This is a genomic window from Nodularia sp. LEGE 04288, assembly GCF_963896525.1.
In the GTDB taxonomy this organism is placed as follows: Bacteria; Cyanobacteriota; Cyanobacteriia; order Cyanobacteriales; family Nostocaceae; genus Nodularia.
Genome location: NZ_CAWQOY010000173.1, coordinates 1 through 20,671, shown reverse-complemented (window position 1 = coordinate 20,671; position 20,671 = coordinate 1). Strand labels below are relative to the sequence as shown.

The 20,671-nt window shown below is 42.2% G+C and carries 19 protein-coding genes and 1 CRISPR repeat array; of the genes, 13 read left to right on the top strand and 6 right to left on the bottom strand.

From position 1 onward, the window contains the following. The 3 genes from AACX33_RS25325 to AACX33_RS25315 form a co-directional block, all read left to right on the top strand. Positions 1-188 (top strand): hypothetical protein (locus tag AACX33_RS25325; protein WP_227789336.1); only part of this gene is annotated, 188 nt, incomplete at its 5' end. A gap of 36 nt (positions 189-224) precedes the next feature. Further along, a complete protein-coding gene (psaK, locus tag AACX33_RS25320) occupies positions 225-503 on the top strand; it encodes a photosystem I reaction center subunit PsaK (RefSeq protein ID WP_227789335.1) in 279 nt (92 codons plus the stop codon). A gap of 384 nt (positions 504-887) precedes the next feature. Beyond that, the gene (locus AACX33_RS25315; RefSeq protein WP_194002138.1) at positions 888-2,084 is read left to right on the top strand and encodes a site-2 protease family protein; all 1,197 of its coding nucleotides are present in this window, start codon (positions 888-890) and stop codon (positions 2,082-2,084) included. A gap of 286 nt (positions 2,085-2,370) precedes the next feature. Here the strand turns inward: AACX33_RS25315 and AACX33_RS25310 are convergent, their stop codons facing one another. The 4 genes from AACX33_RS25310 to AACX33_RS25295 all read right to left on the bottom strand — a co-directional run bounded on the left by AACX33_RS25310 (position 2,371) and on the right by AACX33_RS25295 (position 4,347). Continuing rightward, entirely contained in the window at positions 2,371-2,589 is a 219-nt protein-coding gene (locus tag AACX33_RS25310; RefSeq protein ID WP_194002136.1) for a hypothetical protein, read from the bottom strand. 27 nt (positions 2,590-2,616) lie between these two features. Continuing rightward, the gene (locus tag AACX33_RS25305) at positions 2,617-2,937 is read right to left on the bottom strand and encodes a helix-turn-helix transcriptional regulator (protein ID WP_194002134.1); all 321 of its coding nucleotides are present in this window, start codon (positions 2,935-2,937) and stop codon (positions 2,617-2,619) included. Positions 2,938-3,064: 127 nt separating this feature from the next. After that, positions 3,065-3,790: a lipoyl protein ligase domain-containing protein gene (locus tag AACX33_RS25300; RefSeq protein WP_194002205.1), complete on the bottom strand. Its 726-nt coding sequence runs from the start codon at positions 3,788-3,790 to the stop codon at positions 3,065-3,067. 89 nt (positions 3,791-3,879) lie between these two features. Next, a complete protein-coding gene (locus AACX33_RS25295) occupies positions 3,880-4,347 on the bottom strand; it encodes a YbjN domain-containing protein (protein WP_194002133.1) in 468 nt (155 codons plus the stop codon). Between the two features lie 192 nt (positions 4,348-4,539). Here AACX33_RS25295 and AACX33_RS25290 point away from each other — a divergent pair, with 192 nt between their 5' ends. The 3 genes from AACX33_RS25290 to AACX33_RS25280 all read left to right on the top strand — a co-directional run bounded on the left by AACX33_RS25290 (position 4,540) and on the right by AACX33_RS25280 (position 6,358). After that, complete coding sequence (locus AACX33_RS25290) at positions 4,540-5,589, top strand: aromatic ring-hydroxylating dioxygenase subunit alpha (protein ID WP_194002131.1); 1,050 nt, start codon at positions 4,540-4,542, stop codon at positions 5,587-5,589. Between the two features lie 150 nt (positions 5,590-5,739). Continuing rightward, positions 5,740-6,072, top strand: a complete 333-nt coding sequence (locus AACX33_RS25285) for a type II toxin-antitoxin system RelE/ParE family toxin (RefSeq protein WP_416209823.1) — start codon at positions 5,740-5,742, stop codon at positions 6,070-6,072. After that, entirely contained in the window at positions 6,059-6,358 is a 300-nt protein-coding gene (locus tag AACX33_RS25280; protein ID WP_194002129.1) for a helix-turn-helix domain-containing transcriptional regulator, read from the top strand. The genes AACX33_RS25285 and AACX33_RS25280 overlap by 14 nt, the downstream gene beginning before the upstream one ends. Positions 6,359-6,709: 351 nt before the next feature. Here the strand turns inward: AACX33_RS25280 and AACX33_RS25275 are convergent, their stop codons facing one another. Then, positions 6,710-7,285, bottom strand: coding sequence for a Uma2 family endonuclease (locus AACX33_RS25275; protein WP_194002127.1), 576 nt, complete (start codon positions 7,283-7,285; stop codon positions 6,710-6,712). Between the two features lie 74 nt (positions 7,286-7,359). Next, a CRISPR array of direct repeats spans positions 7,360-8,849; the repeat unit is 36 nt; unit sequence GTTTCCATCCCCGTTAGGGGAAGAGTTTATGGAAAG. A gap of 673 nt (positions 8,850-9,522) precedes the next feature. Here AACX33_RS25275 and AACX33_RS25270 point away from each other — a divergent pair. The 6 genes from AACX33_RS25270 to AACX33_RS25245 all read left to right on the top strand — a co-directional run bounded on the left by AACX33_RS25270 (position 9,523) and on the right by AACX33_RS25245 (position 18,570). After that, a complete protein-coding gene (locus AACX33_RS25270) occupies positions 9,523-10,635 on the top strand; it encodes a serine/threonine-protein kinase (RefSeq protein ID WP_194002125.1) in 1,113 nt (370 codons plus the stop codon). Positions 10,636-10,840: 205 nt separating this feature from the next. Further along, on the top strand, positions 10,841-12,877 hold the full coding sequence (gene ligA / locus AACX33_RS25265; protein ID WP_194002123.1) for an NAD-dependent DNA ligase LigA: 2,037 nt from the start codon (positions 10,841-10,843) through the stop codon (positions 12,875-12,877). Between the two features lie 187 nt (positions 12,878-13,064). Further along, positions 13,065-14,246, top strand: coding sequence for a GNAT family N-acetyltransferase (locus tag AACX33_RS25260; RefSeq protein WP_194002121.1), 1,182 nt, complete (start codon positions 13,065-13,067; stop codon positions 14,244-14,246). Positions 14,247-14,317: 71 nt separating this feature from the next. Next, positions 14,318-15,235, top strand: coding sequence for a DMT family transporter (locus tag AACX33_RS25255; RefSeq protein ID WP_194002119.1), 918 nt, complete (start codon positions 14,318-14,320; stop codon positions 15,233-15,235). A gap of 583 nt (positions 15,236-15,818) precedes the next feature. Continuing rightward, positions 15,819-17,591, top strand: a complete 1,773-nt coding sequence (locus AACX33_RS25250; RefSeq protein WP_194002117.1) for an alpha/beta hydrolase — start codon at positions 15,819-15,821, stop codon at positions 17,589-17,591. Positions 17,592-17,856: 265 nt separating this feature from the next. After that, the gene (locus tag AACX33_RS25245; protein WP_194002115.1) at positions 17,857-18,570 is read left to right on the top strand and encodes a Crp/Fnr family transcriptional regulator; all 714 of its coding nucleotides are present in this window, start codon (positions 17,857-17,859) and stop codon (positions 18,568-18,570) included. A 33-nt stretch (positions 18,571-18,603) separates the two neighbouring features. On the opposite strand, the gene AACX33_RS25240 is transcribed toward AACX33_RS25245, so the two are convergent. After that, entirely contained in the window at positions 18,604-19,245 is a 642-nt protein-coding gene (locus tag AACX33_RS25240) for a PAS domain-containing protein (protein ID WP_194002113.1), read from the bottom strand. A gap of 302 nt (positions 19,246-19,547) precedes the next feature. On the opposite strand from AACX33_RS25240, the gene truB reads away from it, so the two are divergent. Then, entirely contained in the window at positions 19,548-20,420 is an 873-nt protein-coding gene (gene truB / locus AACX33_RS25235) for a tRNA pseudouridine(55) synthase TruB (protein WP_194002202.1), read from the top strand. The last annotated feature ends 251 nt before the right edge of the window (positions 20,421-20,671 follow it).

Sequence of the window (20,671 nt, the reverse complement as noted above, 5' to 3'; positions counted from 1 at the left end):
CCTTTCCTCTTCTCCCCACTCCCCACTCCCTATTCCCCATTCCCCACTCCCCAGCAATTGAACTATTGAATTTAGCATGGTCAGCTTTGTTTGTAATCACTCTGACAGAAGAGGGACAAGTTAACCTTCCCTTTGAGGGAGGATTCGGTAACTTCATCAGGCGGAGTATTTACATGGTTGAGAAATGACAGCTAAATCAGTTTGTTCATGCAGGAGAAAGAACCATGATCTCATCAATGTTATTAGCAGTCCAAGTTACTGTCCCCAACACCGGCACTACATGGAATTGGATTGGCTCTGCGATTATTATTGGCAGTTGTCTATTATGCCTTCTGATTATTCCCCGAACGATTAGCTATCCTCATGTTGGGAATAAAATGCCTTTACCTTTTCCAGCACTGTTCAATAATCCCAGTGTCGGTTCCTTCCTGGCGGCAATGTGTGCTGGCCATCTGATTGGTGTCGGTGCTGTTTTGGGATTGACCAATCTCGGTATTATTTAAATCAGCCCAAAGTATCCAAAATCTTTCCCAATGGGAGGCGACAGGCGGAAATCTCCACCCTCAGACATTCCTACTGGGGGTGAATAATATGTCAATCTAGAAGTCAGAGCCTCTAACACCATTTTCAAGTTGAGATTTGGGATTTTGAAATAGCAAATATTGATGACTGCAATGCCTAGTACCGCAGGGCGTTCGTCAAAAATCAAAAAAATGATTATGTAGGCTTTTGAACGACTTTAAATGGTGTAACATTTACGCCGTGCGGTACTAGTGGCAAACCTTTGTATAGCTTCAGCATTTAGCCGGATAGATATCAGTTTTATGTATAAAAAAATGGTCATTTTTAGGATTAATTTCGGCAAATATCTAGTTTAGGAAAATATAATGCAAACAAATTGGAGAATTGGGTCTTTATTTGGAATTCCTCTATTTTTAGATCCACTATGGTTTGTAATTTTAGGGCTAGCTACGCTTAACTTTGGCATAGCTTACCAGGAATGGGGTACTGTCATCGGTTGGAGTGCGGGCATAGCGATGGCTCTGCTGCTGTTTGGTTCGGTGTTGTTACACGAGTTGGGTCACAGTTTGGCAGCGCAATCGCAAGGCATTAGAGTTAATTCAATTACTCTGTTTATGTTTGGCGGTGTTGCGGCTATCGAAGAAGAATCTAAAACGCCAGGAAAAGCCTTTCAAGTGGCGATCGCTGGGCCTTTAGTGAGTATCGCTCTATTTTTGCTATTTAGTCTGGCAACTAATATCACCCCCGAATCTAGCCCCCTCACGGCAATGGTGACAGATTTGGCGAGAATTAATTTAGTTGTTGCCCTATTTAACCTCATTCCTGGCTTACCTCTAGATGGTGGACAAGTTTTCAAAGCCGCCCTGTGGAAAATCACAGGTAACCGCTTTCAAGCTGTACACTGGGCTGCGAAGTCTGGGCAAATTTTAGGTTATAGTGCGATCGCTTTAGGATTAGCTGTAGATTTCTTCACCAGAGAGTTAATTACTGGTTTGTGGATTGCTTTAATCGGTTGGTTTGCTGTGCGTAATGCTAACAGCTATGACCGCGTAACCACATTACAAGAAACTTTACTGAAGGTAGTAGCCGGCGATGCGATGACTCGTGACTTTCGCGTAGTCGATGCTGACCAAACGTTACGGGCTTTTGCCGATTCCTTCTTATTGGATACCAACGCCCCAAGTATTTACTTTGCGGTTTCTGATGGGCGTTACCGGGGTATGGTGGCGATCGACGATTTACGCTTAGTAGAACGAAGTGAGTGGGAAAACCAAACTCTGCAAAGCATTGTGCATCCTTTGACAGAAATTCCTACTATAACTGAATCGATTTCTTTAGCTGAGGTCATAAATAAGCTAGAAAATGAGCAATTACCTCGAATTACCGTGCTTTCGCCGGCGGGTACAGTCGCAGGTGTAATTGACCGGGGGGATATTGTCCGGGAATTAGCCCAAAAGTTAAATTTACGCATTACCGATGAGGAAATTAAGCGTATTAAAGAAGATGGTAGCTATCCGCCAGGGCTACAATTGGGAGCAATTGCCAAGTCAGCTACAAATTAATTAAATTGGGGAGTTTTAAGAGAATACAGAACCTCACCCCCAACCCCTCTCCTTAGTAAGGCTATCGTGTACACACAAGTCCTTCCTGTCTGCGTTTGAGCCTGTTTTGCCCCCTAAATCCCCCAAGTTTGGGGGACTTTGAAAATTCTTGTTCCCCCAGAATTGGGGGTTAGGGGGCGATTCGATCACTTGTGTGTACACCGTAGCCTTAGTAAGGAGAGGGGAGACTTTGATGCAAGTCAATTACGAATTACGAATTACGAATTACGAATTACGAATTATTTTCTCAAGTTTCCCCGTTGAACAATTGTTTTAAAGTTTCTGGGAGGTTGGTGATTTCTTGGATGAGGTCATCGGGGCTAAAGCCAAACATATTTAAAATAACGATAATCACAAAAATAGCGATCGCACTACTCAGAAATGTCTTGAATACTTTGAGAAAAGCTCGGAAGATGATCAAGGCGACTATTAAGGCCGCAATGAGAATGATTATATTAGTTGGCATAAGTCAGTCTGAATAAGTGTAAATTTTTTAGCTGTGGATAGAAGCGATCGCGATCGCCACATCCTCACGAGTTCCCCCTACTGCTAAAATTGTCCTGACCATCAAATCTAGAGAAACTGAAGGATCTCCGGCTTCCATCTTAGCTACACGCGATTGACTGGAATTAATTCTCTTAGCCAAGTTGGCTTGAGAAAGCTGGTTTTTTAAACGCAGTTCCTTCAAATATCTACTTAAAGATAGTTTCATCTCAATAAAAGCTACTTCTTCAGGTAAAAGTTCTAGAAAGTCAGCCGCATCTCCAACACGCCAACCAGCTGCTTCCAAACGTTGACGCTTTTCTATATCCATATATTTTCTTTTTATTTTTATTGGATATATTTGTGTTTTTATTTTATATCAAATCTGACATAAAAGTATTGTATCAGCAATATGATGGCGATCGCACAAAAAGCAGATCAAGTTGCGTTACGCTTCTTCAGACATTTGCCAAAATTTCATCCCATTCAGACTGGGAGAGGGGTTGTACTTCTATCTGCATCGCAAAACAATCACCAGCTGCGGTCATCAAAGCCGCAATAATCTGGTCTAAACTGAAATTTTCGGGTAGTTGTATAGTCGTAAAAGATTCTGCACCAAAGACTTGAGTAAATAATTCTGCATCAGGCTGTAAACGCATAGAACCATGTTGCAAAATCACCTCACCCCGTCGCAATTGGGCGCTACCAATGAGTTTACCTCCATCTGGCAACACTAAATCTGCACTTGTAGCTGTACCAAAACAATTGGGATTGTGGATATAGCCCCGCCCAGCTTTACCGTAGCTCAATTCCACGCCAAGCGATCGCCATCCTTGAATTAAAAACTCACAAATTTTTTCATATATCTGGAAGCGGTTACCAGGTATTCCCGAAGTAACCACAGCATAAGTTAAATCACCTTGATGTAGCACCGCCCTACCGCCAGTAGGACGACGTACCAAATCTAGTTTTTGTCCTCGCCAAATCAAATTCGTCCAAAATTCCGGGTATTGGCGTTGATGATAGCCCAGAGAAATTGCAGGTGGCGACCAAGTGTAAAATCGCAGAGTTGGGGGATGCTTTCCAGATTTGTGCTGTTCTAACAACCATCTGTCAATCGCCATCTGCACATCCCCAGAGGCTTCTAGCAAAGGAATCAGTCGCCAAACCTGCTTACCATCAATGTCTTCAATTGGGTTCAACACTAATATTTAGAAGGGTGCAAGCAATACAATTTGAATCACTTCTCAGACTTTAGCCTGCGGTCTACTAATTAAGCAGCACCATACTGAGATTGTAAAATTTCATCGTTGTCATCAGCAATGGTGGCGACAATGGTAATCAGCCGTGAGACTTCCGCCGGAGATAATTCTTCGAGAGTGCGGGTTGATATCACAACCACCCGATTTTCAATAATCCCAAAACGGGCTTCTAAAGTCTTGGAGCAGTTCATTTCCAAAAGGTGTCGCATCAAATTGAGTTCATCTTTGGCTGGTAAGCTTAACACCGTAGACCACACCGTTATCGTATCTTCATCGCTTGTGCCGGTCAGTTTAACAAAAACTTCCACACTTCCGTACTTAAATTTCCAGAGATAACCATCATCTGGGCTGTGGCTCACCATTGCGCTATCATCTTGTTCTAGAGAGTCGATGACATTTTCGATTACTTCTACATGGTTGACGCTCACGGTCTCTCCTGGGAGTTCATGAGTAGGTAGGGTTTCTTGGTAGTTTGTCATACAGATTTTTTTCCCGATTTGGTTAGTCTTTCACCTACACATACTTTATCGCCTGTGGGCAAGGTTAGTTGTAGCTGCTGGGGAGAATATTTTGATCCTGATGATTGCCGTCATAAATATTACAATTTATTTTGCCAAAAATTATGAAATAGTATAGTTTAAAATCTAACGCTGACAAGGATGCGTGAGCCTATGTCCTCTTTATCTCAAACTGTGCCAAGTCGTGATGTCCGTCAATTGGGTATTAACCTCAATCACTGGTATGTGGTTGCACGGAGTAGTGAAGTGACCAATAAGCCGATAAATGTGGTAATTTGGCAGCAGGCGATGGCACTATATCGAGACAGTGCAGGTACAATTCACGCCCTGGAAGACCGTTGTCCCCATCGCCAAGTTAAACTCAGCCACGGACAGGTAATTGGGAACGAATTAGAATGTGCATATCACGGTTGGCGCTTCAATTCTTCCGGTGAATGTGCAGCGGTTCCCTACTTAGCAGAAAATCAGAAATTACCCACTTGTCAGCTTCGCCATTACCCAGTCAAAGAACAAGATGGTTTTATTTGGTTATTTCCTGGAAATGCCGAACCAACTATAGAACCTCTGGGTTTACCAGAATGGGAACATCTCAATTATATTGCCACAGTTTCAGTGATTAATACTCAAGCCCATTATTCTTATTTAATTGAGAATTTAATGGATATGTATCATGGACATTTACATCAAGACTTGCAAGCTTGGGCAGAAGCATCATTACAAGATATTGACGAAGATAATCATCGTGTAGATGCTCATTATATCGCCCAAAGTTATTACAAAATCGATAAGATTTGGTCAATATCGCAGTTATTTTTTCCCGCTTTGAGGCGATTACATCCTGAACCCTTGGATGTGAGTTATGTTTATCCCCATTGGGTTTCTACCTTGGGTCAAGATTTTAAAATTTATTGTTTATTGTGTCCAATAAGTGAAACAGAAACCAAGGCGTATTTAATTCATTTTACATCATTAAATTCCTTTTGGAGATTACACAAATTGCCTGTGTGGTTTCGGCGATTTATTAAAAATAGTTTATTTGGTGCAGCGCAAAAGTTACTTGATGGTTTGGTAGTTCAAGATGTCGAGATGATAGAGGAAGAACAGCAAGCGTATTTGCAGAATCCCCAACGGCGAAATTATGAGTTAAATCGGGCTTTGGTAAGTGTGCAACATTTGATGCGAACTCAGGTAGAACAGGAGTAATTCCTCATGAGATTATGGAAGCAAAACCAAGGGAGATTCGGCGTTACATTACAGCTAATACCAATTTAATATAAAGATGCATAAATAGAATTTAACCAGAAATCCAGTTCCCCTCCTCGCTTGCGGGGAGGGGTTAGGGGTGGGGTCGAAATAATATGCAGCCTCACAAATAATTGGTATAACGGCAAAATTCCTTTCGCAGAATGGCTGGATGGGCTGCGAGATAGGAGAGCTAAAGCTAAAATTAAGGAGAGGCTAAAACGAGTTAGTCTTGGTAATCTGGGAGATTATAAGTCAGTAGGAGAGGGTGTTTTTGAACTCAGGATTAATTATGGTTCTGGCTACCGAGTCTACTTTGGACAAATAGGGACAACAATTGTGCTTCTGCTATTGGGTGGAGATAAAAGCAGTCAAGAAAAAGATATTTGTCAAGCACAGGAGTATTGGGCAGAATATGAAGAAAGTGAAAATGCCGACCAGTGATAGCTACCAGGACTATTTAATTGAATCTCTTCAAGACCCTGAAGAGGCGGCTGCTTATATTGAGGCAATATTAGAAGCAGAAAATCCTGAGACTGGACTGTTAACCTCAGCCTTAAAAGATGTCATTGATGCACAGTTGAAGATGAACAATCTTTCTGCACAAGCAAAACTGAAGTGGGAAGAATTAAATCAGATGCTGTTAAAGAGTAGTGGGGCTGAAATATACAGTTTGGTAGGTTTATTAGATGCTTTGGGATTTAAACTAGAGGTCAGAGATAAATCATGAGGCTGAAGGTTCATCTCTATAAACTATTTGCTGATCAGCAAACATTTAAATTACCTCAAAATCAGGATTATTCATGATGACAAAAACTCTATAGGAATCCGGTTTGATTTATGAAAAAATTAAATATTGTAGGGTGCGTTAGGATGAAATCCGTAACGCACCATCATTAAAGCTTTGGTGCGTTACGCTACCGCTAACACACCCTACGTGGCTGGAAACCGTGACAATGATGCAACTGGCAGAAACTGGATTTCAGGAATGGAACGACCCAGAGGAAGATATTTATAATGACAGAATCGGGGAGACTGTGAAATAAATAAATTTTGTATATGAAAGCGAAAAAGCCGAAAACTAACGTATTAAACCAGCACGTTGAAAGATAGTATGGGGAGTAATTTCTAATTCTGGTAATGCTTCATGACTAATGATTTGATTATCTCGAAATGTGAGAGGAAGAGAAGATGCTGTAAACAGAGTGATAGTTTGAGATATTGTATCTACTATCCAAACTAGAGAAATCCCAGCTTGAAGATAATCAGTAGCTTTTTCGATCATGTCTCCAAAAGTTTGACCAGGAGAAATAATTTCGATAACTAATTCTGGTATAACAGGACAAGCTTCATCTTTAAGCCAGTCAGCAGGAAGACGGTTATAAGAAATGTATGTTAAATCAGGGACAGGTATCCAATTTTCTTGATTTCTTGTTAATTTTATCCCCCATTCCACGACAACGCGACCTTTTTCTTGCGCCCATGTGGATAATAGGATAAATAATGCTCCTGTGGTTGCGCCATGAAAAAATTTAGGAGACATTTGCTCATTTTTATATTTCGGTACAGCTTCACCGTCAACAAACTCATAAGCAAGTTCACTTTCGGGAAGTGCAAGAAATTCGTCGAGAGTGAGTTTGGTTTTTAGTTGAGTCATGGTTAGTTTTGGTGGGTTCAATATTCCCGACTTCTATGATAACTAAAGTTCGGTTTATACCCGGATTTCTCACAGTTTCCGTCCCCGTTAGGGGAAGAGGTTATGGAAAGTTGGCGTACGCCCACTGCCCAACCGTCGCAGTTTGCAAGTTTCCATCCCCGTTAGGGGAAGAGGTTATGGAAAGCGAAATCGCTAACAAAGCGGTTGCAACTGGTGGAAACGCGTTTCCATCCCCGTTAGGGGAAGAGTTTATGGAAAGGTTCGCCTGAAAGAGTTGAAGAGCTATTCTTCTTAGTGTTTCCATCCCCGTTAGGGGAAGAGTTTATGGAAAGTGAACCCCACCCCAGCCTGAAAGGAAACAATGTGTTTCCATCCCCGTTAGGGGAAGAGTTTATGGAAAGAAGAAACGCCAGTTCTTTGAATGGCAAGACTCGCCTACAGTTTCCATCCCCGTTAGGGGAAGAGTTTATGGAAAGCATCGTAAAAGGAAATGTTGGTGTTTTGGTAGAAACGTTTCCATCCCCGTTAGGGGAAGAGTTTATGGAAAGTTTGACCTGGGTAAAAGATATATAACTTGCAGTTGTAGTTTCCATCCCCGTTAGGGGAAGAGTTTATGGAAAGAGTTTCGTAACATTGAATTTGGAATGAAGTTCGATAGTGTTTCCATCCCCGTTAGGGGAAGAGTTTATGGAAAGGTTTCCATTTCCCAAACAAACTAGCACCGAAGGTGGTTTCCATCCCCGTTAGGGGAAGAGTTTATGGAAAGTCATCCGGTGGAACCTGGGAAATTCACACTTTCGTTTCCATCCCCGTTAGGGGAAGAGTTTATGGAAAGTCGATACGGTGGAGCTGGTTAAGTCATTGCCTCCAAAGTTTCCATCCCCGTTAGGGGAAGAGGTTATGGAAAGACAAAAGGTAATTATCCATGGGTAGACAAAACCGAAACGTTTCCATCCCCGTTAGGGGAAGAGGTTATGGAAAGCATCTGATTAATTTATTAAATCCAGTGAGTAACAACGTTTCCATCCCCGTTAGGGGAAGAGGTTATGGAAAGATGTCAGTATTTAGAGATGACAATCAGCGTAAAAGAATGGTTTCCATCCCCGTTAGGGGAAGAGGTTATGGAAAGACAATCACTGGTTGAAGACAATTCAGGAGGTCGAGAAAGTTTCCATCCCCGTTAGGGGAAGAGGTTATGGAAAGTGGAGGAAGAGAAGTCGTTCCTCAAGGAGCTTTAAAGTTTCCATCCCCGTTAGGGGAAGAGGTTATGGAAAGAAAGAAGGTGTACCTATGAGTCTTAACAGAAAGTTTCCATCCCCGTTAGGGGAAGAGGTTATGGAAAGTAACATGACTATATATACTTACAAGTGTAGTGATTGTGTTTCCATCCCCGTTAGGGGAAGAGGTTATGGAAAGAATTACTCCAAATATGGAAACCCAAGGTAATCAACTGTTTCCATCCCCGTTAGGGGAAGAGGTTATGGAAAGATTATGTAAATCCTTCAGGTATGGCGCCAGAAGTGTTAGCGTTTCCATCCCCGTTAGGGGAAGAGGTTATGGAAAGAGTTCACTTCTGGAAGCCTTGCTAGGAGAGGGTTTGAGATACCCGAATCGACACCAGTTTTTGCAGTGTCAATAACTCCCAAAAAATTCTCAATAACTCGTGAACTTTACAGGCTGGAAAGCTTACTGTGCAAGCAATCGACACCAGTTAACGAAATTATGCGGTTTTCAAGGTTCGGGGGAGTGGTGTCGATGAGTTTTAACTCACCTGATAAAATGTAAAATATATTACCTGAAATTGTCAAGTTGTCTTCTGCAACTATTTAGGCGATAAGGACTAGATTACAGTCTGAACCTAGTACCGCAAGGCGGAAGTTAAAAGTCAAAAGTCAAAAGTCAAAAAGCTTATAAAATGGGCTTTTCATGGATTTTGAATGGTCTGTTTATTTACGCCAACTTGTACTAGATAATTGACGTGAGGTACAAGCAGTAATAATTAAACGCAGATGGACGCAGATAAACGCAGATAATTTTTTACTTTACTAGACTAGGAAATGCTATACCTTTTTTTTCTTCCTACCTTTGCGCCTACCCTACGGGAACGTTTTCAACGAATGCGCCTTTGCGCGAACCTAATTCATATTTAAAATCAGCAACGCCAGATAATTAACCCATATCATCACCCTTATGCCTCAGACAAGGCAGAATAAAGATAGTAAGAGTGCTAAACTTCCATGAGTTATTGCCTAAATTCCCATTGTCCCCAGCCGGAAAATGCTGATGATGTCAAGTTTTGCTTGAGTTGTGGTTCCAAGTTACTGCTGAAAGAACGCTACCGCGCCATTAAACCTATCGGACAAGGTGGTTTTGGTAAAACCTTTTTGGCGGTGGATGAGGATAAACCTTCTAAACCGCCCTGCGTGATTAAGCAATTTTACCCCCAAGCCCAAGGTACTAACTCTGTGCAGAAGGCTGTGGAGTTATTTACTCTAGAAGCTGTGCAGTTAGATGATTTGGGACAACATCCCCAAATTCCTGCACTTCTGGCGTATTTTACCCAAGATGACAGACAGTATCTGGTACAGGAATTTATCGATGGGCAGAATTTAGCTGAGGAATTGGCGCAAAATGGGGCTTTTAATGAAGCGCAGATATGGCAATTACTGAATGATTTATTGCCGGTGTTACAATTTTGCCATTCTAGAGGTGTGATTCATCGGGATATTAAGCCGGAAAATATTTTACGCGATCGCCATGCTAAATTAGTCTTGGTCGATTTTGGTGCTTCCAAGTCTACCACTGGCACGGCTTTAAATCAAACAGGCACAAGTATTGGGACTCCGGAATATGTCGCCCCGGAACAAATGAGGGGTAGGGCGATTTTTGCCAGCGATATCTATAGTTTAGGCGCTACTTGTATTCGTTTATTAACTGCGCGATCGCCTTTCGATTCCTATGATATTAATCATGATACTTGGATTTGGCAGCAACTCCTCCAAACTCCCCTCAGTCCTGGGTTAAATCGCATCCTGGAAAAGATGCTAGTCAGTATCCCTGTTCGCCGTTATCAAACAGCAGATGCAGTCCTCAAAGATTTAAATCAATCGCCAGCAGTCGCCACTCCAGCGCCCACCGCAAAACCTAAATCAACACCTACTTTTGTGAGTAAATCTTCTAGTCAACCTGATTTGGAACTGGAAGAATTGAAAACTCATTTTTTGGGTGGTGGTAAACCTCAAGCAAATCCCGCACAACCACCAAAACCAATTTCTCCGCCTGCTAATAACATCTCAGAAGATAAAGAGTTAGAAGAGTTAAAAGCTAAATACAATTCACCAAATCAATAGTTACATGAATTTTTTTCTCACGCAGAGGCGCAGAGACGCAAGAGAAGAAATATGAGGAATAAGCTAGTAAAATTAAAGTAGGTTTCTTCAGCTTCTATTGCAATTGTAAATTTTAATTCTGCTGATAGAAGCCCGACTCGCATAAAAGCGAGTAATCTGGGAAAATCAAGTCTGTCTATCTGCTAGGTAATTTGCAATCAGTATAATGATACAGAGTCAGTCGGAAGTCAAGCGTGTAGAAGAACTGCGCCAGTTGTTGCAACAAGCTAGCTATGCTTATTATGTCCTAGATGCACCAATGATGGAAGATGCTGTCTATGACCAGCTTTATCGAGAATTACAAGAATTAGAAACTCAGTATTCGGAATTAATCACACCGGATAGTCCTACTCAGCGCGTGGGTGAGAAACCAGCTACACATTTCACTTCGGTACGCCATAATATTCCCCTCTATAGTCTGGAAAATGCTTTTAATATTCAGGAATTGCAAGCATGGGATCAGCGTTGGCGGCGACAAACACCGAAAATAGAGGCGGTGGAATATGTTTCTGAACTGAAAATTGATGGTTCGGCTTTGGCTTTGACTTATGAAAATGGGATTTTAGTCAGAGGTGTCACGAGGGGTGATGGGGTAGTCGGTGAAGATATTACCCAAAATGTGCGGACAATTCGTTCAATTCCCTTGCGGTTGAATTTCGCTGGTGCAAAAAGCTTAGGAAAGGTAGAAGTCCGCGGTGAGGTGTTTTTACCGTTGGAAGTGTTTAAACAAATTAATGCAGAACGACAAAAAGCGGGTGAAAATTTGTTTGCTAATCCCCGCAATGCCACAGCTGGTACACTTAGACAATTAGACCCCCGCATTGTCGCCCGGCGACGGTTGGATTTCTTTGCTTACACTTTGCACATTTCTGGGATGGATGATGCAGGTATTAGCAATACTCAATGGGAAGCTTTGGAGTTATTGTCAAAAATGGGTTTTCCCGTTAACCCCAATCACAAACTCTGTGGTTCCATTGCCGAAGTAACAGAATATTATCAATATTGGGATACCTCCCGGCTGAATTTACCCTACATGACTGATGGGGTGGTGGTGAAATTAAATCCTTTCAAGTTGCAAGAACAGCTAGGTTTTACGCAGAAGTTCCCCCGATGGGCGATCGCTTTGAAGTACCCAGCTGAGGAAGCGCCTACACGGGTGGAAAATATCTCTGTGAATGTGGGACGCACTGGGGCGTTAACTCCTTTGGCTGAGATGCGTCCTGTACAATTAGCCGGAACGACTGTTTCTCGCGCTACTTTACATAATAGCGATCGCATCCTGCAATTAGATATCCGCATCGGTGATACGGTGATTGTTCGCAAAGCTGGGGAAATTATCCCGGAAGTGGTGCGGGTATTAACAGAACTGCGTCCAGCAGATACCCAACCCTTTGAAATGCCCACCCATTGTCCAGTCTGCGGTCAACCAGTGGTAAGAGAATCAGGTGAGGCGGTGACTCGCTGCGTTAATGCTTCCTGTGCGGCGATTCTCAGAGGAGAAATTGAACATTGGGTAAGTCGGGATGCTTTAGATATTAAAGGTATGGGGGAAAAGCTGGTACATCAACTTGTAGATAGAGAGTTGGTGCATTCTGTTGCTGATTTATATGATTTGACAACAGAGAGATTATGTGCATTGGAAAGGATGGGACAAAAATCAGCCCAAAAATTGATCGATGCGATCGCCCAATCAAAAAACCAACCTTGGTCTAGGGTATTGTATGGTTTAGGCATCCGTCACGTTGGCAGTGTCAATGCTCAATTATTAACTCAGAAATATCCCACAGTAGAACAGTTAGCGACCGCCAAGCAATCAGATATTGCCGGTATTTACGGTATTGGTGCGGAAATTGCTCAATCTGTATATCAGTGGTTTCGTATTGACGCGAATCAAGTTTTGATTGAACGTCTCCAAGGCGCAGGATTAGAATTGGCTGCTAATGAAGAAACTAACACAGTTGCTGAGGGTAATCAAAAGTTAGCTGGTAAAACTTTTGTGATTACTGGTACTCTTCCAACTTTATCACGGGATGACGCTAAAGCTTTAATTCAAAAAGCTGGGGGTAAAGTAACTAATTCAGTGAGTAAAAAAACTGATTATTTACTATTAGGTGAAGATGCGGGTTCTAAGTTAGAGAAGGCGCAAAGTTTGGGAATTACTCAGTTGAGTCAGGCGCTATTGTTGGAGATGTTGTCAGAGTAACGAACCGCAGAGGCGCAGAGGACGCGGAGAGAAGATATCGCGTCTGTATGTACGTTGCAAGTAAATGAACTACACATTCTAATATTATAAATCTTGTGGGGTGGGCATCTTTGCCCGCCCTTGTGTACCTCATTCAGATGAGATGTGCTGTATAAGGGAATATTTAATTAACCACAGATGAACATAGATGAACATACCTAAATTTAAATACAGCACTCTTACCCATATAGAGGATATTCAGCAACTGGGATCTATCCTTGAGCAATGTTTTATCATGTCTTCTGGTGATAGCGAAATCTACATGAAGCGCCTTGGTGTGGAGAAGTTTCGCGTTATCCATCAAGACCAGCAAGTTGTCGGTGGACTAGGAATTATCCCGATGGGTCAGTGGTGGTATGGTCAGTGTGTCCCGATGACTGGAATCGCTGCGGTGGGTATTGCTCCAGAATATCGTGGCAGTGGCGCTGCGATCGCATTAATCAAAAATACTCTTCAGGAGCTTGAACAGCAGGAAGTTCCGATTTCGGTGCTTTATCCCGCAACTCAACGTCTTTATCGCAAAGCTGGATACGAACAAGCGGGAAGTTATTGCACTTGGGAAATTTCTACTGACAACATCCAGGTAAAAGAACCATCTTTACTTTTACAACCTGTAGATCCAAAAAATCATCTCATATTTCACGACTTATATCAGCAGCAAGCAAAACTCACTCATGGTTATTTGAACCGACATTCAGCAATTTGGCAAGGATTAACTCAACCAGATGGTCAAGAAACAGTTTATGGTTATTTGATTGGTGACCAAGACCAACCCCAAGGCTACATCATCTGTACTCAAGAACGCACTCAGAATGGCACAATGTTACGGGTGAGAGATTGGACAATGCTCACAAATGCATCTGTAAAAACTTTTTGGGCTTTTATTGCCAATCATCGCTCCCAAATTGACCAGGTGCAATGGAAGAGTGCTGTAGTTGATTCTCTGACATTGCTGCTACCAGAGCAAACTGCCAAAATTACCCGTAATGACCGCTGGATGCTGCGGATAACAAATTTGGTCAAAGCCTTAGAAATGCGGGGTTATCCACCAGGAGTCTCAGCTGAACTACACCTGCAAGTTAAAGATGAGTTGCTAACTGCCAATAATGGTAAATTTATCTTATCTGTGGCTGATGGACGTGGTGAAGTTACCAAAGGCGGCAAAGGTGAGTTGCAGTTAGACATTGGCGGATTAGCACCTCTATATACCAGCCTTTTTACTCCCCAACAATTACAGCTAACAGGAAAACTCCATGCTACAGAAACATCTCTATTAGCAGCCACACAAATATTTGCCGCCCCCTCTCCTGGGATGGTTGATTTCTTCTAATATTATTACGAATTACGTTAGCGGAGCGGGGCGTTAGCCCATTACGAATTACGAATTACGAATTACAAATTATGCATCATAGTTCCGGTCGCTGGCGTTTGGGTTTAGCATTATCGCTGTTGACGGTTTTTTTGTGGGGAATTTTACCGATTGCGCTGGCAGTAAGTTTACAAGTTATTGATGTCTATACGATTATTTGGTTTCGCTTTTTGGTGTCATTTGCGCTACTAGCTGCGTTTTTAGGAATGCGGGGTAAATTACCTAACTTACCACAATTGCGTTCTAGTTCGGGGAAATTATTAGCGATCGCCACTTTATTTTTAGCATTCAATTACTTCCTATTTATGCAAGGTCTAGCCTTAACATCACCCGCTAACGCTGAAGTTTTAATTCAATTAGCGCCCCTGTTATTAAGTTTCGGTGGTTTAGTGATTTTTCAAGAACGTTATACACTGCGTCAATGGATTGGTGTCAGTATACTCATCTCTGGTTATATTGTATTTTTTCGTGAACAACTCGAAAATTTAATTACAGCCCAGACTACTTATGTTTTCGGTAGTGGTTTGATTGTCTTCAGCGCCGCAGCTTGGGCTATTTATGCCTTGTCCCAAAAGCAATTATTACAATCTTTATCTTCCACTAACATCATGCTGATTATTTACGGCGGATGTGCTTTATTATTCACCCCATTTGCTCAACCTCAAGTCATTTTGACATTGAATAGTTTCCATTTAGGAATCTTGCTATTTTGTGCTTTTAATACTCTAATTGCCTATGGTGCTTTTGCCGAATCATTAGAACATTGGGAAGCATCAAAAGTAAGTGCAGTATTAGCTTTAGCTCCTATTATTACTTTAACTTCAATTGCCCTAGTATCCGTAATCTCCCCTTCTCTAATTCCTACAGAACACTTAAGTTTAATTGGCATATTAGGCGCATCTTTAGTCGTAACTGGTTCAGTAGCAATCACGTTGGGAAAAGCTAATTGATTATCTTCAAATTTACATTAAAATACTGAGGTGGGCAAAATTTTTATTTGTTATCATTTCATAATGGGTGACAAATGAGAATCTACAAGTTTTGGATACATTACTAATACGATTCCTGGATGAATATGCACATAATTAAACTGCGGTTGAATACACAGTTACTTCAGATACAGCCCTTTACAAGTAAATGAATTACACGGTAACTGAAGCTCGCCAAAGTACACTCAAGCCAAATCATGCTCCCATAGTAGCTACTCAGATAAAATCTGCTGTAAAATTGGGATATAGCATTTCCTAGTCTAAGACAGTACAAAATTATCTGCGTTTATCTGCGTCCATCTGCGTTTAATTATTACTGTTAATACCTCACTTGAATGGAAATTGCTATGGTGAATCTTTGACAAAGTGAAACTTGGCTCTACCTATGTATGTTAATCATATTTAAAGTTTCAGTTTGTCATCAAGATAAATCCCGAAAAGTCTCTAAAACGAAGGTAAATAATATTAAGTTAATTTTCCAGGGTGTCTAAATAACTACTACAGCCAACGCCTAGTGAAACAAGATCACCGAAACAGTTGAGCGATGAATAGTTTGTTGGATAATTGGACAAGCACCCTCAGAAGAAATTCGCTCTGGCTGGTTCTAGCAATACTGCTGTCAACATTTGGAATTAATATTTCTATGCTTGCAGCCGAGCGAATTTATACGACCTTTTCCGCCATAGAAACGTCGATTTCAGTCACGGCTTTAGAAAAATACGCCGAGGATGGCATAATTGCTCATGAATTAGCATTTTATCAGCAATATCTGCCACCAAAACAGTCTCAAGAATTGCAGGGAATTTTACTCACACCGGTGAAAGTGAGTCCAGTGGTGGTTTCTCAATTTCTCTACACACCTGAAGGCGAATTTCTGCTAAATCGCTTGGCGCAAGTGATTCAACCCGAATCTGGTCAAGCACAAGGCAGATTTCAGGCTTTAAGGTCAGCATTAATTTCCGCCTCTGCTGAACCAGGCGGTTTAACACTATTAAATCTGTTACGCAAATATCCCTATAGCAGTATTCATATTGATTTAAGGCGTAGCTTCACCATAGCTAAACAACTAGAAACAGTCATTAATCAGACTCAAGGCGCGATCGCCGCCGTGACAAAACAGTCTAATCTAGAAGCTGCTACCATCCCCAAACTGCGAAATTTTTTACCCTTAGCAGATTTACGTAGTCAGGGAAAGTTTCAATCGCAAAAACACACACTGAGATTTTTTGACTCCAAACGCGATCGCCTCTTGCTGACTGATGTTTACATTCCCCATGTCCAGAGTCCAGCACCTGTGATTGTGATTTCTCATGGTTTGGGTACAGACAGCAGCAACTTTGAATATTTAGCCACACATCTAGCTTCCCACGGATTAGCCGTAGTGGTTCCCAATCATCCGGGTAGCAGTGCGAAACAATTGCAAACATCATTGCATCAACAAACCAGTCAACTCATCGAACCAGATGAATTTATCGACCAACCTTTGGATATCAAATATGTCTTGAATCAACTGGAAAAGATTAACCAGTCTGATTCCCGGTTTGAGAGTCAGCTAAATCTGCAACAAGTGGGAGTCTTTGGTCAATCTTTAGGAGGTTACACAGCCTTAGCTTTGGTTGGCGCTCAAATTAACTTTCCCCAATTAGCACAAGACTGTACACCAAAGGCGCTGCAAAAATCCTGGAATATGTCTTTACTCTTCCAATGCAGTGCTTTAGCCTTGAATCCCAAATCCAGTCCAGAGTATAACTTGCAGGATAACAGAATCAAAGCGGCGATCGCAGTTAACCCCATTACTAGCTCCATTTTTGGGTCGGCTGGTTTAAGCCAAATCAAAACTCCTGTAATGATTATCGGTAGTAGTGATGATACTGTAGCACCCGCATTATACGAGCAAATTCAACCTTTTTCCTGGTTGACGACTTCCCAAAAGTACCTCGTTATGCTTTTAGGTGGAACCCACTTTTCTACCATTGGTGACGGAAACCCCGCCAGCCAGCAAATATCATTACCCACAGATTTAGTTGGCGATGCTTCCCAAGCACGATACTACATGAATGTTTTGAGTTTACCTTTCTTCAAAACTTATGTTGCCGGCAAGTCACAATACCTTCCCTATCTGAATGCAGCTTATACTAAAACTATTTCCCGTGCATCTCTAGGCTTGAGTCTCGTGAAATCCTTCAGCCAAACTGAATTAGCACAAGCCCTTGGTCGTAATTCCTTAAAACAACAGTCTGCCAACGCCATAGTAGATTTTGGCTTCTGGATGTTAGCTGTTGGTATTGCAATGCTACGTGGAACAATTTCTCTATGAGAGTTAAATAGATACAAAAATATAAAAAAACATAAATATTTGATCTCAAAAGCATATCCGCAAAATATAAGTAAAAAAGTCCAATAATATGTTTTTTTATGGTTATTTTTGGACTGATTTCCTAATTTGAGTTACCAACATAATCTGACGGTCATTCATATTCAATTGTTAAACTTGAGTTATTGAATATACTTTTTTTTGATCAATTGATTTTAAATACACTCGCCGCAGAGATTATACACACCTCGCGGAAGAACTCAATTATATGCCTACAGAAAACCTTCTGTTAGCTGCCTTACCCCGTGAAGTGTACGAGCAGCTCGACGAATATATGGAACAGGTCTCGCTGCCAGCAAACAAGATACTTCACCACCCCGGTGATACAATTGAGCAAGTCTATTTCCCTCTCAACTGCCTGATCTCGGTGACAATTACGATGAAAGATGGCAGCACAGTCGAAGCCGGAGTGATTGGTAACCGCGAGATGGTAGGAATCAACGCTTTCATGGGTGGGACTGAGACAACACAGACCGAGTACATTGTACAGGTGGCCGGTGATGCTGTGAAAATGAAGGCGGAGCCTCTGCGAAAGGAATTCGACCAAAACAAGCTGCTGCGGGACGTGATGTTAAAATACACGCAGGCTTTTATCGCCCAAATTTCGCAGAACGTCGCTTGTAACCGCCTCCATACTATACAAAAGCGCTTGGCTCGCTGGCTGCTGGAGTCCAGTGACCGTATTCAATCGGATGAACTCGACCTGTCCCAGGAATTTATCTCCCATATGCTGGGTGTGCGCCGCTCTGGTGTCACCGAGACTGCTCGCCACCTGCAAGAGAAAGGCCCGATCACATACAGCCGCAAGAAAATCAAAATCGTTGACCGGCAAGGATTGGAACAAGTTTCCTGCGAGTGTTATGAGACACTCAAAGATGAATACAACCGCTTGCTAAAGTTTAATCTTAGAGAAAACCGATGATTTTTTAATTCGTAATTCGGAATGAGAAAACTTTTAGGTGGGGGTTAAATTTATACTTGAAGTATGCTTGGCGGATGCGATGCCCGCTTGTTTGGAGTCATGCTTATTACTTTTATCTTCAGTAATATCACGTAGGAGCCATCGCCAGGCGATAAAATTGCCTTTAACGTCGCAAAGAGGTGCTACAGTTAGAGCCGCATCAAAAGGCTGACTGTGACGGGGCTGTATGCGGAATCTCCACTCCTGCACGTACTTAAACTCACTCTTTCCCAACTCGCTAAATTTCAAACGAAATTTCTGGCGGTCTTCTACTGAGATAAAACAGACTAGCAATTTGTTGACCAAAAATGGCTGTTGAAGATTGAAAAGTTTGCTAGCAGCACGATTGGCTTCGGCAATTTTTCCTTGTGTATCAGTGACTAAGTAAGCACTGGGCATAAACTCAAACAGGTCTTGGTAGCGCTGAAATTCTGTTCTGACTCGTGCTTGAGCGATCGCCAATTTTTGAGTTTGCTGGTATAGTTTCTCTGTAGCTATCTCTAGCATTTGCGCCCCCATTGCCAGTTCCGTCAGTAAATCAGATCCCGGCTGTAGTGCTGCGGTCTCATATTGGCATAAGTTAGCTAAACGTCCATGCAGTAACTTTACCTGCTGGACAAATGTCTCTAGATTCATTGTCAATAAATAGTAAAATCTACGCTTTCACTCCTGAATAAAAGGAGACTGCTGACATTTGTTTTTTACTTCACAGTAAAAGACTCAGCCGAAAAAGTCGGTACGATTCCGTACAAATTTATTTCGGGCTTTTTCAGGCTTTGCAATCAAAAGATATCCAAAATTTCTTTGTAGGATGAGCGTCAAAGCCCCTCCACCATTCAGTCCGGGGAAACAGCCAAAGCTCAAAAATCCCTAGATTCATCTTTGGACATCCCTAATTGATTAAAGTGGAATTATTCGTTAAATTACCAAATTTTACTGTGGAAGGTTTTCTTAACTTAAACAAACCCTTTGACTGGACATCTCACGACTGCGTGGCGCGGGTGCGAAAGCTCTTGCGCCTCAAACGTGTAGGACACGCCGGAACCTTAGACCCAGCCGCTACCGGAGTCTTACCCATCGCCCTGGGGAGAGCTACGAGATTATTACAATATCTGCCAGAAAACAAAGCCTACAAAGCCACTATCCGCTTAGGTGTGCAGACGACAACCGACGATTTGCAAGGAGAAATCATTAGTTCTCAACCTTGTCCAGAATTGAATTTTGCCGACGTGAAAACTGCAATGGCACAATTTAACGGCAAAATTGAGCAAATCCCCCCAATTTACAGCGCCATTCAAGTAGATGGAAAACGCCTCTACGACTTAGCACGCAGAGGGGAAATAGTAGAAGTTCCCAAACGCACAGTGGAGATTTTTCATACAGAGATTTTAGATTGGCGAGCCGGAGATTTTCCGGAATTGGATGTGGCGATCGCCTGTGGAAGTGGTACATATATTAGAGCGATCGCCCGTGACTTAGGCGCAACCCTCCAAACTGGTGGTACTCTCGCCGCCTTAATCCGCACAGCCAGTAGTGGTTTCAACCTCACAGATAGTCTCACCCTCACTGACTTAGAAACACAATTACAAGCAGGGACATTTCAACCCAGCGTTCTCGATATCGCCTTACAACATTTACCATCCGTGACATTACCCGCCATATCTGCTCAAAAATGGTGTCAGGGGCAAAAAATGCCACTAACTCTCGATTTTTCTGGGATAACCAGAGTTTACGACCAAGAAACTTGCCTTCTAGGTATAGGAAAACTCCAAGACGGTGTGCTAATCCCCACAACAGTATTGAAAAATTAATCCACAAGCATCCTGCTGAATTTCAGGGTTTTGAGCAATCATTGGATCATTTATTAAACTTCTATGCTTTGTCTCCCCTCCTCGCTTGCCTATCGTATACACACAAGTCCTTCCTGTCTGCGTTTGAGCCTGTTTTGCCCCCTAAATTTGGGGGACTTGGAAAATTCTTGTTCCCCCATAATTGGGGGTTAGGGGGCGATTCGATCACTTGTGTGTACACCGTAGCCTCGCTTGCGGGGAGGGGTTGGGGG